Origin of the sequence: Sphingomonas crocodyli (genome assembly GCF_004005865.1) — a bacterium.
In the GTDB taxonomy this organism is placed as follows: domain Bacteria; phylum Pseudomonadota; class Alphaproteobacteria; order Sphingomonadales; family Sphingomonadaceae; genus Rhizorhabdus; species Rhizorhabdus crocodyli.
This window is the reverse complement of the sequence record NZ_SACN01000006.1, coordinates 122,386-137,225: the sequence shown is the minus strand read 5'-3', so window position 1 is coordinate 137,225 and position 14,840 is coordinate 122,386. Positions and strand designations below refer to the sequence as shown.

Genomic DNA, 14,840 nt, shown 5'->3' with positions numbered 1-14,840 from the left:
AGGGTGGATCAGGGTTATGACAAGATCGTCGCACGGCGCTTCGGCGGCCCTGAGGTGCTGGAGATCGAACATGTGCCGGCGCTTCCCGAACCCGGCGCGGGTGAGGCGCGCGTGCGGGTGGAGGCGGCGGGGGTGGGCTTTACCGACACGATCCTGCGGCGGGGCAAATATATCGACTATAAGGGCGGCCTGCCGCTGACGCCGGGTTACGACCTGATCGGCATCGTCGACGCGCTGGGCGAGGGTGTGACGGGGTTGCGCGTGGGGCAGCGCGTGGCCGACATGCCGATGAACGGCGGCTATTCGCAAGTTTTCGTCGGGCCGGCGGAGAATCTGGTGCCGGTGCCCGACGGGATCGCGCCCGAAGCCGCAGTCGACGTGCCGTTGATGTGGATGACGGCGTGGCAGATGCTGCGCCGCTGCCCGCAGCCGCGGGCGGGTTCGGCGATCCTGGTCGTGGGCGCATCGGGCAGCGTGGGGCGGGCGCTGGTGCTGCTGGGGCGGCATCTGGGGCTCAAGGTGATCGGCACCTGCTCGGCGGGCAATATGGCGCAGGTCGAGGCTCTGGGGGCGATTGCGATCGACTATCGGCGCCCCGATCTCGTGCAGGCGATCCGCGCGGCGAGCGGGGGCGGGGTGGCCGCCGCTTATGATGCGATTGCGGGCAAAAGCTGGAAGACGAGCTGGCGGTCGCTCGCGAAGGGCGGGGTGCTGGTCGGCTATGGCGCGCAGGGCTTTGTGGATGGCGAGGGATCGGTCGCGAGCGTCATCTGGGGCTTCGTGCTGCTCAACACGATCTGGCCGAAGATCGGTAAGGTCGACGGGACGCGGCGTAGTGCGACGTTCTACAACATCCTCCAACGCCGCTGCTCGCATCCGGAGGAGTATCGTGCCGACATGATCGAGCTGTTCGATCTGATTGCCAGCGGCAAGGTGCCCGCCCCGCATGTGCAGGCCGTGCTGCCGCTTTCCGACGCTGCGGAAGCGCATAAGCGAATTGCGCAGGGTGGGTTGACGGGACGGCTGGTCCTCACCCCATGAGCATGGTTCGATAGCGCCAAAGAAGCGGGAGAGGCACAGATGACGGATTTCACGGGACAGGTCGCGTTCGTGACGGGCGGCGGCGCGGGGATCGGGTTGGCGGTGGTCGAGGCGTTCGCCGCGGCGGGCGCGAAGGTCGTGGTCGCCGATATCGACGAGAAGGCGGGGCAGGCTGCGGCCGATGCGGTGGTCGCCAAGGGGGGCGAGGCGATCTTCGTGCGGTGCGACGTTTCCGATCAGGCGTCGGTCAACGCCGCGTTCGATGCGACGATCGCGACGTTCGGGCGGGTCGACTGTGCGGTTAACAATGCGGGCATCGATCCCGAAATTTACCCCGAGGCGAAATGGGGCATCGACCTGTTCGACAAGATCCACCGCGTTAACGTGCGCGGCGTGGCGCTTTGCATGGAGCGCGAGATTGCGGAGATGCTCAAGCAGGGCGGCGGCGCGATCGTCAACATGGGCAGCTTCGCCTCGCTCGCGGGGATCGTGAACAAGCCTTATTATGTCGCGTCGAAGCATGCCGTGCTGGGCATCACCAAGTCGGCGGCGCTGCAATATGCGTCGAAGGGGATCCGCATCAACCTGGTCGCGCCGGGCGCGGTCGACACGCAGATCCTGAAGGACAATATCGGCCAGATGACCGGCGACTATAAGCCACAGGGCGGGCAGCCGGGCGCGGGCCGCGTTTCGCAGCCGAGCGAGCAGGCGCATGCCGTGCTGTTCCTGTGCGATCCGAAGTCGAGCTTCATCGTCGGCCATGCGCTGAGCGTCGACGGGGGGATTGCGGCGCGATAGGTCTTTACCGTCACCCCGGGCTTGACCCGGGGTCCAGCTGCCTTTGCCGACGTTGGAAGAAGAAGCTGGACCCCGGATCAAGTCCGGGGTGACGAGGTTAGGAAAGTCCTTAACCGGGCTTGACGACTCCGGCGCTCGCTCCCCACCCTACACGTATGTATGTGCGCGCACGCACGTGAGGGACGTCTCAAAGCATCATGAAACTCGTCGTCGTCGAATCCCCCGCCAAGGCCAAGACCATCGAGAAATATCTGGGGCCGGGTCACCGCGTCCTGGCGTCTTATGGCCATGTCCGCGATCTGCCGGCCAAGGACGGATCGGTGAACCCCGATGACGGGTTCGCGATGGAATGGGAAACCTACGCGGACAAGACCAAGCAGCTGAAGGCGATCGCCGACGAGGCGAAGGATGCCGACACCCTGATCCTCGCGACCGACCCTGATCGCGAGGGCGAGGCGATCAGCTGGCACGTTCAGGAGGTGCTGAAGAAGCGCAAGGCGCTGCCCAAGGATGTCCGGCGCGTCACCTTCAACGCGATCACCAAGCCTGCGGTGCTGGACGCGATGGCGAACCCGCGCGACCTGGACGAGGATCTGATCGACGCCTACCGCGCCCGCCGCGCGCTCGATTATCTGGTGGGCTTCACGCTGTCGCCGGTGCTGTGGCGTAAGCTGCCGGGCGCCAAGTCGGCAGGCCGCGTCCAGTCGGTCGCGCTGCGCCTCGTGGTCGATCGCGAGCGTGAGATCGAGCTGTTCAAGGCGCAGGAATATTGGTCGGTCACGGCCGATATGGAGCAGGACGGCGTGCCCTTCGTCGCGCGTCTCGTACGCTGGAAGGGCGACAAGATCGATCGGCTGACGATCGGCAATGGCGGCGACGCGGCGGCGGCGAAGAAGGCGGTCGAGGACGGCCGCTTCTCGGTCGCCTCGGTCGAGACCAAGCCGGTTACGCGCAACCCCCCGCCGCCCTTCACGACGTCGACCCTGCAGCAGGAGGCCGCGCGCAAGCTGGGCTTCGCGGCGAGCCACACGATGCGGCTGGCGCAGGCGCTCTACGAAGATGGCGCGATCACCTATATGCGTACCGACGGCGTCCAGATGGACGGCAGCGCGATCAACGCCGCGCGCGGCGCGATCGCCAACCGCTATGACGCGTCCTACGTGCCCGATAAGCCGCGCCAGTATCAGACCAAGGCGAAGAATGCGCAGGAAGCGCACGAGGCGATCCGCCCGACCGACTTCAGCAAGGATCGCGCGGGTTCGGGCGATCATGCGCGCCTGTACGATCTGATCTTCAAGCGCGCGCTCGCCAGCCAGATGGCGTCGGCGCGGATGGAGCGCACGACGGTCGAACTTCAGGACGGGACGGGCCAGCACGGGCTGCGCGCGACCGGGCAGGTCGTCCTCTTCCCCGGCTATCTCGCGCTTTACGAAGAAGGCCGCGACGATGAGGGCGACGAGGAGAGCCGCCGCCTGCCGCGCATGCGCGAGGGCGATACGCCCGCCAAGAAGAAGGTCGACGCCGAACAGCACTTCACTCAGCCGCCGCCGCGTTATTCGGAAGCGAGCCTGGTCAAGAAGATGGAGGAGCTGGGGATCGGGCGTCCCTCGACCTATGCCGCCACGCTCCAGACGCTCAAGGACCGCGACTATGTGACGGTGGAGAAGAACCGCTTCACCCCGAACGACAGCGGGCGCCTCGTCACCAGCTTCCTCGAACGCTTTTTCGAGCGATACGTCAGCTACGATTACACCGCGCATCTCGAAGAGGAGCTCGACGACGTGTCGGGCGGCCGCGCGGGCTGGCAGGCGGTGCTGGAGGCCTTCTGGAAGGACTTCAAGCCCAAGACCGCCGAGGTGATGGAGCAGAAGCCGTCCGAGGTGACCGCGGCGCTCGACCAGTTCCTTGCGCCCTATCTGTTCCCCGACAAGGAGGATGGCAGCGATCCGCGCCTGTGCCCGACGTGCAAGGTGGGGCAGCTGTCGCTGCGCGGCGGCAAGTTCGGCGCGTTCATCGCCTGCTCCAATTACCCGGAGTGCAAGTTCACGCGCCGCTTCGCGCAGGGCGGGGCCGCGAATGACGGGGCCGACGAAGGTCCGGTCGTGCTGGGCACCGATCCGGCAACCGGCCTCGAAGTCTCCAAGCGCAGCGGGCGGTTCGGGCCGTATATCCAGCTGGGTGAGGGCAAGGAGGCCAAGCGCGGTTCCATCCCCAAGGACGTGCCGCAGGACGATCTCGACCTCGCAATGGCGCTCAAGCTGGTGAACCTGCCGCGCACCGTGGGCATGCACCCGGAAACGGGCAAGCCGATCCAGGCGTCGATCGGGCGCTTCGGCCCCTATCTGCTCCACGACGGCAAATATGGGCGGCTGAGTTCGACCGCCGAGGTGTTCGAAGTCGGCATGAATGCGGCGGTCGTGAAGCTGGCCGAGGCGGCGGCGGGCGGCGGTCGCGGGCGCGGTGCGGCGCGCGAACCGCTCAAGAGCTTTGGCGACAGCCCGGAGACGGGCAAGCCGGTCAAGCTGATGGAAGGGCGTTTCGGCCCCTACATCACCGACGGCGTCACCAACGCGACCCTGCCCAAAAGTGCGAGCGCCGACGATCTGACGCTGGAAAGCGCGCTCGTCATGCTGGCCGAAAAGGCCGCGAAGGGGCCGGCCAAGGGCAAGAAGCCGGTGAAGAAGGCGGCGGCTGCAAAGAAGGCTCCGGCGAAGAAGCCGGCTGCGAAGAAGAAGGCGGCCGAGTGAATGGACGTCGAGGCTTTTCGTCGAAGCCTCGACGTCGATACGCTGACCACCGTCGACGCGCTCCGCACCCTGATCGCGTCATGCCATGATGGCCTGACCGAACGGATCAAGTGGAACGCGCCGAGCTTCTGTCACGGCGGTGACGATCGGATCACGCTGGGTATCGAGCGCAAGGGCGGGGTGCGCGTCGTCTTTCATCGCGGGGCGAAGGCGAAGGACATGGCAGGCTTCGTGTTCGACGACCCCGATCGTATTGCGCGTTGGCCCGCTGCCGATCGGGGTGTCGCTGTGTTCGCCGATGCGGGTGCCGTAGCGGCGAAGGCCGAAGCACTCTGCGCTTTATGCGCCCGCTGGATCGACGCTACAGCCCCATAGCTTCGTAGGCGGCCTTGAGCGTCGGCTCGGCCAGGGCCTGCGCCTTTTCCGCGCCCTTGAGCAGGATCGCGTCGAGTTCGTCAGGGTTCGCCTTGAGATCGGCGAGCCGCGCCGCGATCGGGCCGAGCTTTTCGACCAGCAATTCGCCCAGCGCCGGCTTGAACGCGCCAAAACCCTGGCCGCCGAACTGCGCCAGCACCGCAGCCGGCGTCGTGTCGGTCATCGCGGCGTAGATGCCGACCAAGTTGCGCGCCTCGGGGCGCTCGGCCAGCCCTTCGATCTCGGACGGCAGCGGTTCGGGATCGGTCTTGGCCTTACGGACCTTCGCCATGATCGTGTCGACATCGTCGGTCAGGTTGATGCGGCTCGCGTCCGAAGGATCGGACTTGGACATCTTGGCCGCGCCGTCACGCAGGCTCATCACGCGCGCCGCCGGGCCGCCGATGACGGGTTCGGGCAGGGTGAACAGCTCGACCCCGAAATCGGTATTGAACTTGGTCGCGATGTCGCGCGCCAGCTCCAGATGCTGCTTCTGGTCCTCGCCCACCGGAACGTGGGTTGCGTTGTAGAGCAGCACGTCGGCGGCCTGCAGCACCGGATAGGCATAGAGGCCGATCGAGGCGCCTTCGCGGTTCTTGCCCGACTTTTCCTTGAACTGGGTCATGCGGTTGAGCCAGCCGATCCGCGCGGTGCCGTTCAGCAACCAGCACAATTCGGCATGTTCCGGTACCTGTCGCTGGCGGAACAGGATCGCCTTGTCCTGATCGATCCCGCACGCGATCAACGCGGCGGCCATCTCGCGGATATTGTTCTTCAGCGCGGCCGGATCGTTGTGAACCGTGATCGCGTGCAGATCGGCGAGGAAGAACAGGCACTCGCCCGGCTCATCCTGCATCTGCACCCAACGCCGGATCGCGCCGAGATAGTTGCCGAGATGCAGGTTGCCGGTGGGCTGGATGCCCGAGACTGTGCGCTTGGTCATAGTGGCCGGGCTTTTGCGGCAGGGCGGAGAGGGGGTCAAGCGCCGGGCGGGTCATTGGCCTGCGCATTCGATTTCGTTTCGTTTTTGCGCGATTACCGCCAAGGCCGTGTCGTTGCGGCTCCGTCACAGGCAGGATCTGTGGGGGAATCGCGCAAATGACGAAGGAAGCCGAACGACTATTCATGCAAAAACTGGGCGAGGAGGGGTGGGCTCACTCGCTCAACAAGCCGTTTTCCGAGCCGGGGTGTTGGAGCAACCTCGTCACGATGGGCTTCATGATGAGCCAGTTGCCCGAACCGCCCGCGCGGATACTCGACCTGGGGTGCGGCGGGGGGTGGAGCAGCCGCTTCTTCGCGCAGCGCGGCTATTCGGTCACGGGTCAGGACATCTGCGCGGATATGGTGCGCATCGGGGAGGAAGGGCGCGATCGCAATCCTGTCCCGCTCGATCTCAACTTCATCGTCAGCGACTATGAATCGCTGGCGTTAGAGAATGAGTTCGATGCGGCCTTCTTCATCGACTCGCTTCATCACGCCGAAGACGAGCTGGCGGCGATCCGATCGGCTTATCGTGCGCTGAAACCCGGCGGCATCTTGATGACGCGCGAACCGGGGGAGGGGCATAGCGAGGCGCCCTGGTCGATCGCGGCTGTCGAGGAATATGGCGTTACCGAGCGGGATATGCCGCCGCATCTGATCATTCGGCGCGGGCTGGAGGTGGGCTTCACAAGCTATCGGGTATTCCCGGCGCCGGAGGAGATGAAGGACATATTCTTCCGCCCGCGCACGCCGCGCATCTTCGGCAGGCTGGCGCCCAAGCTGGCGTTCAAGGGCGCGCGGCTGGCGTTGCGGCCCAGCCGGAAGAATGGCGCGATCATGCTGCTGCGGAAATAGCGCCGCCGGTGACGCGATCCCGCTTCGATTTCGGCGCGGGATCGCTATAGGGCGGGGCGATGACGAAGGATGCCGAGCGCGATTATCTGAGCAAGACGGGTGAAAACGGGCGCCTGCACTCGCTCCGCAAGCCCTTCGCCGATCCGGACAGCTGGGCGCTGCTGGCGTCGATGGGCTTCATCATGGAGCAATTGCCCCCGCCGCCCGCGCGCATCCTCGATCTGGGATGTGGGGGCGGCTGGACGAGCAAATTCCTCGCGATGCGCGGCTATGCGGTGGTCGGGCAGGATATCGCGCCCGACATGGTCGCGCTGGCCGAGGAAAATCGCGATCGCAGCCCCGATCCGCTCGATCTGCGGTTCGTGCAGAGCGATTATGAGACATTGCCCTTCGACGGGGAATTCGACGCCGCGATCTTCTTCGATTGCCTGCATCATGCGGATGATGAGGTTGCGGCGATCCGATCCGCCTATCGCGCGCTGAAGCCCGGCGGCATCCTGATCACGCATGAGCCGGGCGAGGGGCATGCCGCGATGCCCCATTCGATCGAGGCGATGCGGCAGTTCGGCGTCAACGAACGCGACATGCCGCCGCATCTGATCATCCGCGCGGGGCGCGAAGTCGGCTTCCGCGACGCCCACGTCTTTCCGATGCCCGACGATGTGCGCAAGATCTTCTACATGTCGCGCCGCGCGCCGCTGAACCCCAAGCGGGCGATCTACCGGGCGTATAAGGCGCTGATGATGGCGCTGCGCCCCGATCTGACGCGCAGCGCGATCGTGGTGATGGAGAAGTGAAAGCTTAGCGCCGTCGGCGCAGCTGCCCCTTGAGCGTCGACAGCTTGTAGGCGCCCAGCGCGAATACCGCGCCGAAATAGACGATGAACGCCGCGCCGATCAGGAGGGAGAGGGCGATCACGCGCTCGATCAGGCTGCGGCCGGTCCACGGATCGACGAACGGGTTGGCGATCAGGAGCATGCCGGTGAGCAACGCGGTCGCGGCGAGCAGGCGCAGGCCGGTGTGGCGCAGGCGGCCGTCGATCGCGAAATGGTCGCGCTTGCGTAGTGTCGCGTAGAGCAGGATCGCGTTCACCCAGGCCGAGATCGCGGTCGAGAGCGCGAGGCCGACATGGCCGAGCGGCCAGATCAGGACGAGGTTGAGGATCAGGTTCACCAGCATCGCGACCAGGGCGATCCGCACCGGCGTCTTGGTGTCCGCCCGCGCGTAGAAGCCGGGGGTCAGCACCTTGATCAGGACGTAGGCGGGCAGGCCGATCGAGAAGGCGGCGAGCGCCTGGGCGCTGGCGATCGTGTCGGCGGCGGTGAACACGCCGTGCTGGAGCAGGGCGCGGATCAGCGGCATTGCCGAGACCATCAAAGCGGCGGTCGCGGGGAGGGTGAGGAGCAGGACGAGTTCGATCGCGCGATTCTGCGTATCGAGCGCGGCCTTGTGGTCGCCGCCGCCGATCTGGCGCGAGAGGCTGGGCAGCATCGCGGTGCCCACGCCGATCCCGATCAGGCCGAGCGGGAGCTGATTCAGTCGATCGGCATAATAGAGGTACGACACCGACCCTTCGGGCAGGAAGCGCGCGGCGAGCGTGGTCGAGATCAGCAGGTTGAACTGCACCGCGCCCGCGCCCAGCGCTGCCGGACCGATGAGTTTGAGGAGCCGCTTCACCTCCGGGCTGACGCGCGGCAGGCGGATGCGCAGGCGGACGCCCGCCTGCCAGCAGGCGAGGATCAGCCAGGCGAGCTGGAGCCCGCCGGATACGGTGACGGCGATCGCCTGCGTCCGGGCGGTTTCGACATCGCTAGCCCCGCGGAAGAACAGCAGGCCGACGATCAGGCAGATGTTGAGCAGGATCGGGGCGGCCGCATTCACCCAGAAACGGTTGAGCGAATTGAGGATGCCGCCGAGCAGCGACACCAGGCTGATCAGCATCAGATAGGGGAAGGTGATCCGCGTATATTGGGTCGCCAGCGCGAACTTTTCGGGGCCGCCATCAGGGAAGCCGCCGGTCATCGCATAGACGATCGGCCCGGCCGCCAGCATCATGATGACCGTGAAGACGATCAGGATCGGCAGCAGGACCGAGAGCACATCCTCCGCAAAGCGGATGCCCGCGGCGAGGCCGGTGCCCTCATTCTCCTTGTCGCCTTCCGCGACCGTGCGATTGAACATCGGCACGAAGGCGGCGGAAAAGGCGCCTTCCGCGAACAAAGCGCGAAACAGATTGGGCAGGCGCCACGCGATCAGGAAAGCGTCCGAGGCGAAGCCCGCACCCACAAACCGCGCCATCAGCATGTCGCGCAGGAAGCCGAGCACGCGGCTGACCAGCGTCAGCCCGCCGATCGTGGCCGAGGCGCGGAGCAGGTTCATATCTTAAATCCTCCCCAGAATGGGGAGGGGGACCGCGAAGCGGTGGAGGGGGCAGGAGGCTGGGCGAGGCGCTTGTGGCCAGCCCCCTCCACCATGCTGCGCATGGTCCCCCTCCCCGCTTCGGGGAGGATCAATCAGGCCTCGCCCGCCGGTTCGGCGGTGGCGAGTTCGGCCTGCTGGGCCGCCTGCTGCAGGTAGAGCGTGCCGAAATCGATCGGCTCGAGCACCAGCGGCGAGAAATTGCCGTCGCGGATCGCATCCGAAACCACGCGGCGCGCGAAGGGGAACAGCAGGCGCGGCGCTTCGGCGAAGAGGAAGGGCTGCATCTGATCGGCCGGGATGTTGCGCAGGCCAAAGAGGCCGGCATAGACCAGTTCGACCGCATAGCCGAGCGTGTCGCCGAAGGTGGCCGCAACCTCGATCTTCAGCATCACTTCGAACACGTCGTCGGCCGCCTGCTGCGAACCGATGTTGAACTGCACGTCGATCTTGGGCTGTTCGGGCGCCTGATAGATAGCGGGCGAGTTCGGGTTCTCGAACGAGAGATCCTTCACGTACTGCGCGATCATCATCACCTGCGGCTCGTTATCCGCACCGTTGGGGAACGTCGCTTCGGCGCCCTGATCCGCGCCCTGTTCGTCGGCCATTATTCGATTCCTGCCCATGTTGATTTGGTGGCCGGGCGCGTGGCCCGGCGATGGCGCCCGCGCCTAGCAAAGCGCAGGCGGCGGGGCAATGGCGCGCGCCATTTGAAAGTCGGGACAGTTGCTCCTATGTAGGCTCGTGATTTCGCGCCCCGTTGGCGCATGGGAGGACTGGTGGCCACGATAGTCATTCTCGCGATGGTGTTTCTGTTCGTCGCGTTCCGCCTGTGGAGCGTGCTGGGCCGCCGTACCGGCCATGAGCAGACCATTGCGCGCCCCGCCGAGGCCGCACCCGCGCCGATCGCGGCGGGCCGTTCGCTGCCCGACGCGGCTGCGCCGACCGCTCCGGGTCGCCCCGCACTGGTCGAGCCGCGCGCCGAAACCGGCCTGCGCGCCATCCAGTCGGCCGAATCCCATTTCGATCCGGCGCACTTCGTCGAAGGCGCGCGTTCGGCCTATCGCATGATCCTCGAAGCCTATTGGAACGAGGATCTGGATACGCTGCGCAACCTGACGGGCGATTCGGTGTATGAGGCGTTTGCCGATGCGATCGCGCAGCGCAAGGAAGCCGGGCAGAAGCTCGACAACCGGCTGGTCACGATCGAAAACGCCGTGATCGAGCAGGCGGCGCTCAGCGGCCGTCAGGCGAGCATCACCGTGCGTTTCGAAGCCGATATCGCGGCCGTGACGCGCGACACCGAAGGTACTGTCATCGCCGGTTCGCTGACCGATGCCGTGCCGACCCACGACGTCTGGACCTTCGCGCGCGAAGTGAAGTCGGACGATCCCAACTGGGTGCTGATCGAAACCGACGAGGCCGCGTGATCCGCCGCTTTTGTCTGAGCGTCGCGGGCCTCGCGACGCTCTCCGCCTGCGCGACTGTCGTGCCCCAGCCGGGTGCACCCACGCACGCGCCGACTCACCATGCGCAGCCCGCGCCGAAGCCCGCCCCCGCGCCGACGGCCCCGGCCAAGCCGACGACGGCCGCCGCCGCCGGCATTTCGCGCGGACCGGCTTATGCGCAACTGGGCGTGACGCCGGCTTCGGCCAGCGCCGCGCTTACCGCCTTCCGCCTGTCGTGCCCCGCGCTGATGCGGCGCACCGATGCGAGCGGGCTGACCCGTTCGGGCGACTGGAATGGCGCGTGCGCGGCCGCGACCGGATGGCCCGACAGCGATGCCGCCGGCTTCTTCACCGCGCAGTTCCAGACGATTTCGGTCGGCGACGGACAGGCTTTCGCCACCGGCTATTATGAGCCGGAGATCGCCGGATCGCGAGAGCCGCGCCTGGGTTATGAGGTGCCGGTCTATAAGAAGCCGTCCGATCTGGTCGAAGGCGATCTGGGCGATTTCTATCCCGATCTGAAGGGCAAGAAGATCCGCGGCCGCGTGCAGAACGGCAAGCTGATCCCCTATCATGATCGCGGCGCGATCGAGGATGGGGCGCTGAAGGGGCGCGGGCTGGAGATCGGCTATGCCGCCGACGCGGTCGAGTTCTTCTTCCTGCAGGTGCAGGGTTCGGGGCGGTTGCGCCAGCCCGACGGCAGCGTGATCCGCATCGGTTATGACGGGCAGAATGGCCGCGAATATGTCGGCATCGGCAAGCTGATGCGCGACCGCGGGCTGCTCGGCCCCGGCGAGCTTTCGATGCAGGGCGTGATGGCGTGGCTGCGCGCGCACCCGGCCGAAGGCGACGCGATCATGCGCGAGAATAAGAGCTTCGTCTTCTTTCGCGAACTCACCGGCCCCGGCCCGCTCGGCGCGCTCAATGTCGCGGTGACGGGGCGGACGACGGTGGCCGCCGATCCGGCCTTCATTCCGCTGGGCGCGCCCGTCGTGCTGTCGCTCGATCGCACCGAGGCGAACGGGCTGTGGGTCGCGCAGGATACGGGCGGCGCCATCAAGGGCGCGAACCGTTTCGACACCTTCTGGGGCGCGGGCGACGATGCGCGCCGGATCGCGGGCGGGATGAGCGGGCGCGGCAAGGCGTGGCTGCTGCTGCCGCGCGCGTCGGTCGATCGGCTGGAGGCCGCGGGTGCCGCGCAGGCGCGGTCCTGATCTCGAACCCGAGGAGGCCGCGCTCTGGGAGCGCGTGACCGAAACCGTCCGGCCGATCCGCAAGCGCGCCTTGCCGCGCCCGACGCCGGTGCTGGCCGATCCCTCGGTTGCTCCCGCGATCATCGCCAAAGCGCCTAAGGGGCGCGTGCCGCCGGTTCGGGCGGTGACGCCTAAGCCGCTGCCGCCGCGCGACCTGACGATAGACGGGCTCGACGGCGGCTGGGACCGGCGGCTGCTGAAAGGATTGGCCCGGCCCGATCGCACGCTCGATCTGCATGGGCATACGCTGGCGACCGCGCATCGCGCCTTCGATGCCGGCTTGCGCGACGCGCTGGCCGATGGGGTGCGCGTGCTGCTGCTGGTGACGGGGCGGCCGCCGCGAGAGGCCGATGAGCGCCGCAATGGCGCCGCCCGGCGCGGCGCGATCCGCGGCGAGGTCGACAGCTGGATCGCGGCCAGCCCGCATGCCGATCGCATCGCAGCCGTACGCGGCGCGCATCCCCGCCACGGCGGGGCGGGCGCGCTCTACCTGATCCTGCGCCGCCCGCGCGGCTAAAAATCGGTCGCGAGGGTCAAGGCGAGGCCCGATCCCGGCCGCGCATCGCCCGCAACCCGGATGCGATATTCGCTGGCGAGCGTGACCGTGGTGCGATCGACCGGAACGACGATCGCGACGCGCGGTCCCACGTCGAGCCGCTTCGCCCCCGGTTGCGCCGCGCCCCACGCGCCTGCGCCGACGATGAGCCTGTGCGTGCGACCGAGCCGCAGCCGGCGCCCTGCGCGCACCGCGCCGTCCGCGAAGAGATCGCGCCGTCGGGCGCCGACGATGCCCGCTTGCGCATAGGCATCGGCGACGATGTCTCGTCCGAACTCGCGATACAGGCCACCGGCGGCATAAGCGGACCAGGCGTCGCGCCCGCCGCGCGTCACGCCGAAGCGCCGCTCGACGCTCAGGCGCAGGGCCGCGCGGCGGATCGGCTCGATCTCGATCCCGATCGCGCCCTCCGCGCCGCTGCGCGTGCTGAGTGGGGCATAAGCGCGCGTGGCGATCGAGACGGGGATGCGCCCGCTACCGTCGACCCGCCATGCGAGGCGCGCGCCGGCCTGCGATCCACCAAGCTGCCCGAAGCGCGCCAGATCGACCCCGCCGCCGTCGCGCGCGAACAGCCACGCCGAACCGTGCCAGCGCGTGCTGCCGGGTGTGGCGGCCGGGAGGGGCGGGAGCGGAAGGCTGGGGACGGGTGGTGCCTCCGAAGGTTGCGCTTCGATCAGGACGGATTGCGCGAAATCTGCAGGCAGGGAGGTCGCGGCGACACGGACGGGGCGGGCTTCCGGTCGTTTCCTACGCGGTTGATCGTCCTTGATGACGCCCGTCGCCGCGATCGATGCGGGCGCTACGGCCGCCATGATTTCGCGGACCGCCGGCGTTTTTCGCGCCAGCGCTTCGACCTTCATCATCGCGGGCAGGGTGACGACCAGCCCGAACGCCGCCCGCATCGCGCACCAGCCGCCGATGACGATCCACAGGAAGCGGATCGGCCCCATCCGGCGTGCGATCATTCGGCGGGCAGAATGGCGGGAAAGGCGTGGCTCGTCTTGTCCCACGCCACCGGGCCGCGCGCATAGGCAAACACCGCACGCCGCGCCGATGCGATCGCGATCAGATTGCCGACGAACAGGCGCGGCACCGACAGCAGACCCTGCCGCACGCCATAGGCATAAGCGACGAAGCCCGCCCGCATCACGACGCGCCAGAGCAGCAACAGGCTGTTGAACGCGAGCAGGACGGGCATGATCGCGCCGCCCTCCATCGGCCGGCCAAGCAGCCATTGGACCGAGGCGCACAGCATCCCGCCATAGGCGGCCGTCAGCACGATCGCGGCCAGCACCGATCGCCGATCGCGCATCCGCATCCAGCCTTCGGCGAAGTCGCTGGTCCAGCCGAGCTTTTCCCATCCCGCCAGCGCGATGCCGATCATCCACCGGGTCTTCTGCCGCACGGCGGCGTCGATCGTGCTGGGGAAATAAGCGCGCGTCGCGATCGGCGATCCGCCCCGGCGGCCAGGGATGCGCGCGAAGCGGGCGCTGCGGCCCAGCGCCTTCAGCCGCAGGCCCATTTCATAATCTTCGGTCAGGCTCGCCGCGTCGAACGGATCGCCGCCGCGCGCATTGGCGAGCGCCACCACCGCATCGCGGGCAATGGCGCAACCGACCCCGGCGAGCGGCATGCCGGCGCCCAGCCTTTCGCGGACCAGCATCTGCTTGCCGTGCGACTCCGCAAACTCGTCGATATAATGGCCCGATATCCACGGGGAACGCGGATCGGCCAGCGGCAGGACAGGAATCTGGACGAGGTCGCTCGTCTCGATCAGCCGATCGAACAAGGCGATTTTGAGCGGATGGATCACATCCTCGGCATCGTGCAGCACGATCGCCTTCAAACGCACATCGTCGCGCGCTTCATCCTCGATCACGGCATGCCAGCAGCGGTTGAGGCATTCGGCCTTGGTGGTGGGGCCGTCGAGCGTGCCCGATACGATGCGGATATGCGGGCTGCCGACCGCGCGAACCGCGTCGATCGTGGCGGGATCGTTCGGATAGACGCCGACATAGATGCGATAGTCGTCGTGCCGGATCCGATCGACGGCGCTGCGCAGCATCGATCCGATCACGTCCTGCTCATCCCACGCCGGGATCAGGATCGCGATGCGGCCGGGCGATCGGGGAACGGGCAAGTCATCGATCGCTGGAGTATTGGGTCTTTTGCACCCGCTTATCCAAGCGCGGAAGACGCCGAACAACCAAATGCAGTCGATTGCAAGATCATCCACACCACCGATCAGCAATCCCACACAGGCGAACAGCATCAATTCGTGCGTGATGAAGTCGAGCGCGTGCAGCGCCGCATCGATGATCATGGAATT

General features: G+C 67.1%; 14 protein-coding genes. 9 read left to right on the top strand and 5 right to left on the bottom strand.

The annotated features are described in order from the left end of the window. The first annotated feature begins 3 nt into the window (after positions 1 to 3). From EOD43_RS23105 to EOD43_RS23090, 4 genes are all read left to right on the top strand, one after another. Entirely contained in the window at positions 4 to 1,041 is a 1,038-nt protein-coding gene (locus EOD43_RS23105) for a zinc-binding dehydrogenase (RefSeq protein ID WP_240653481.1), read from the top strand. A gap of 39 nt (positions 1,042 to 1,080) precedes the next feature. Beyond that, the gene (locus EOD43_RS23100; RefSeq protein ID WP_127746783.1) at positions 1,081 to 1,839 is read left to right on the top strand and encodes a glucose 1-dehydrogenase; all 759 of its coding nucleotides are present in this window, start codon (positions 1,081 to 1,083) and stop codon (positions 1,837 to 1,839) included. Positions 1,840 to 2,036: 197 nt separating this feature from the next. After that, the gene (gene topA / locus EOD43_RS23095) at positions 2,037 to 4,586 is read left to right on the top strand and encodes a type I DNA topoisomerase (RefSeq protein ID WP_127746782.1); all 2,550 of its coding nucleotides are present in this window, start codon (positions 2,037 to 2,039) and stop codon (positions 4,584 to 4,586) included. Continuing rightward, positions 4,587 to 4,961 carry a DUF1801 domain-containing protein gene (locus EOD43_RS23090; RefSeq protein WP_127746781.1) on the top strand — a complete coding sequence of 125 codons (375 nt, stop codon included), beginning with the start codon at positions 4,587 to 4,589 and terminating at the stop codon, positions 4,959 to 4,961. On the opposite strand, the gene trpS is transcribed toward EOD43_RS23090, so the two are convergent. After that, positions 4,948 to 5,943 carry a tryptophan--tRNA ligase gene (trpS, locus tag EOD43_RS23085; protein WP_127746780.1) on the bottom strand — a complete coding sequence of 332 codons (996 nt, stop codon included), beginning with the start codon at positions 5,941 to 5,943 and terminating at the stop codon, positions 4,948 to 4,950. The two genes, EOD43_RS23090 and trpS, sit on opposite strands and share 14 nt — an antisense overlap. Before the next feature lie 155 nt (positions 5,944 to 6,098). Here trpS and EOD43_RS23080 point away from each other — a divergent pair, with 155 nt between their 5' ends. Together EOD43_RS23080 and EOD43_RS23075 are read left to right on the top strand one after the other, a co-directional pair. Continuing rightward, a complete protein-coding gene (locus EOD43_RS23080) occupies positions 6,099 to 6,836 on the top strand; it encodes a class I SAM-dependent methyltransferase (protein ID WP_127746779.1) in 738 nt (245 codons plus the stop codon). 59 nt (positions 6,837 to 6,895) lie between these two features. Next, positions 6,896 to 7,633 carry a class I SAM-dependent methyltransferase gene (locus tag EOD43_RS23075; RefSeq protein ID WP_127746778.1) on the top strand — a complete coding sequence of 246 codons (738 nt, stop codon included), beginning with the start codon at positions 6,896 to 6,898 and terminating at the stop codon, positions 7,631 to 7,633. Positions 7,634 to 7,637: 4 nt separating this feature from the next. Here EOD43_RS23075 and murJ read toward each other — a convergent pair whose 3' ends face one another. After that, positions 7,638 to 9,215: a murein biosynthesis integral membrane protein MurJ gene (gene murJ, locus EOD43_RS23070; RefSeq protein WP_127746777.1), complete on the bottom strand. Its 1,578-nt coding sequence runs from the start codon at positions 9,213 to 9,215 to the stop codon at positions 7,638 to 7,640. 134 nt (positions 9,216 to 9,349) lie between these two features. Beyond that, positions 9,350 to 9,862 carry a protein-export chaperone SecB gene (secB, locus tag EOD43_RS23065; RefSeq protein WP_127746776.1) on the bottom strand — a complete coding sequence of 171 codons (513 nt, stop codon included), beginning with the start codon at positions 9,860 to 9,862 and terminating at the stop codon, positions 9,350 to 9,352. Between the two features lie 171 nt (positions 9,863 to 10,033). Here secB and EOD43_RS23060 point away from each other — a divergent pair, with 171 nt between their 5' ends. Genes EOD43_RS23060 through EOD43_RS23050 form a run of 3 tightly spaced genes read left to right on the top strand, consistent with a single transcriptional unit; the run spans position 10,034 to position 12,472 of the window. Then, positions 10,034 to 10,684 carry a Tim44/TimA family putative adaptor protein gene (locus EOD43_RS23060; RefSeq protein ID WP_164857419.1) on the top strand — a complete coding sequence of 217 codons (651 nt, stop codon included), beginning with the start codon at positions 10,034 to 10,036 and terminating at the stop codon, positions 10,682 to 10,684. Beyond that, on the top strand, positions 10,681 to 11,916 hold the full coding sequence (gene mltA, locus EOD43_RS23055; protein ID WP_127746775.1) for a murein transglycosylase A: 1,236 nt from the start codon (positions 10,681 to 10,683) through the stop codon (positions 11,914 to 11,916). The genes EOD43_RS23060 and mltA overlap by 4 nt, the downstream gene beginning before the upstream one ends. A 34-nt stretch (positions 11,917 to 11,950) precedes the next feature. Further along, the gene (locus tag EOD43_RS23050; protein ID WP_240653480.1) at positions 11,951 to 12,472 is read left to right on the top strand and encodes a Smr/MutS family protein; all 522 of its coding nucleotides are present in this window, start codon (positions 11,951 to 11,953) and stop codon (positions 12,470 to 12,472) included. Here the strand turns inward: EOD43_RS23050 and EOD43_RS23045 are convergent. Both EOD43_RS23045 and EOD43_RS23040 read right to left on the bottom strand, forming a co-directional pair. Continuing rightward, positions 12,469 to 13,476 (bottom strand): hypothetical protein, encoded by a 1,008-nt coding sequence (locus EOD43_RS23045; protein ID WP_127746773.1) that lies wholly within the window; start codon positions 13,474 to 13,476, stop codon positions 12,469 to 12,471. The two genes, EOD43_RS23050 and EOD43_RS23045, sit on opposite strands and share 4 nt — an antisense overlap. Then, on the bottom strand, positions 13,473 to 14,834 hold the full coding sequence (locus EOD43_RS23040; RefSeq protein WP_206363633.1) for a glycosyl transferase family protein: 1,362 nt from the start codon (positions 14,832 to 14,834) through the stop codon (positions 13,473 to 13,475). Before EOD43_RS23040 ends, EOD43_RS23045 begins: the two co-directional genes overlap by 4 nt. Positions 14,835 to 14,840 lie beyond the last annotated feature (6 nt).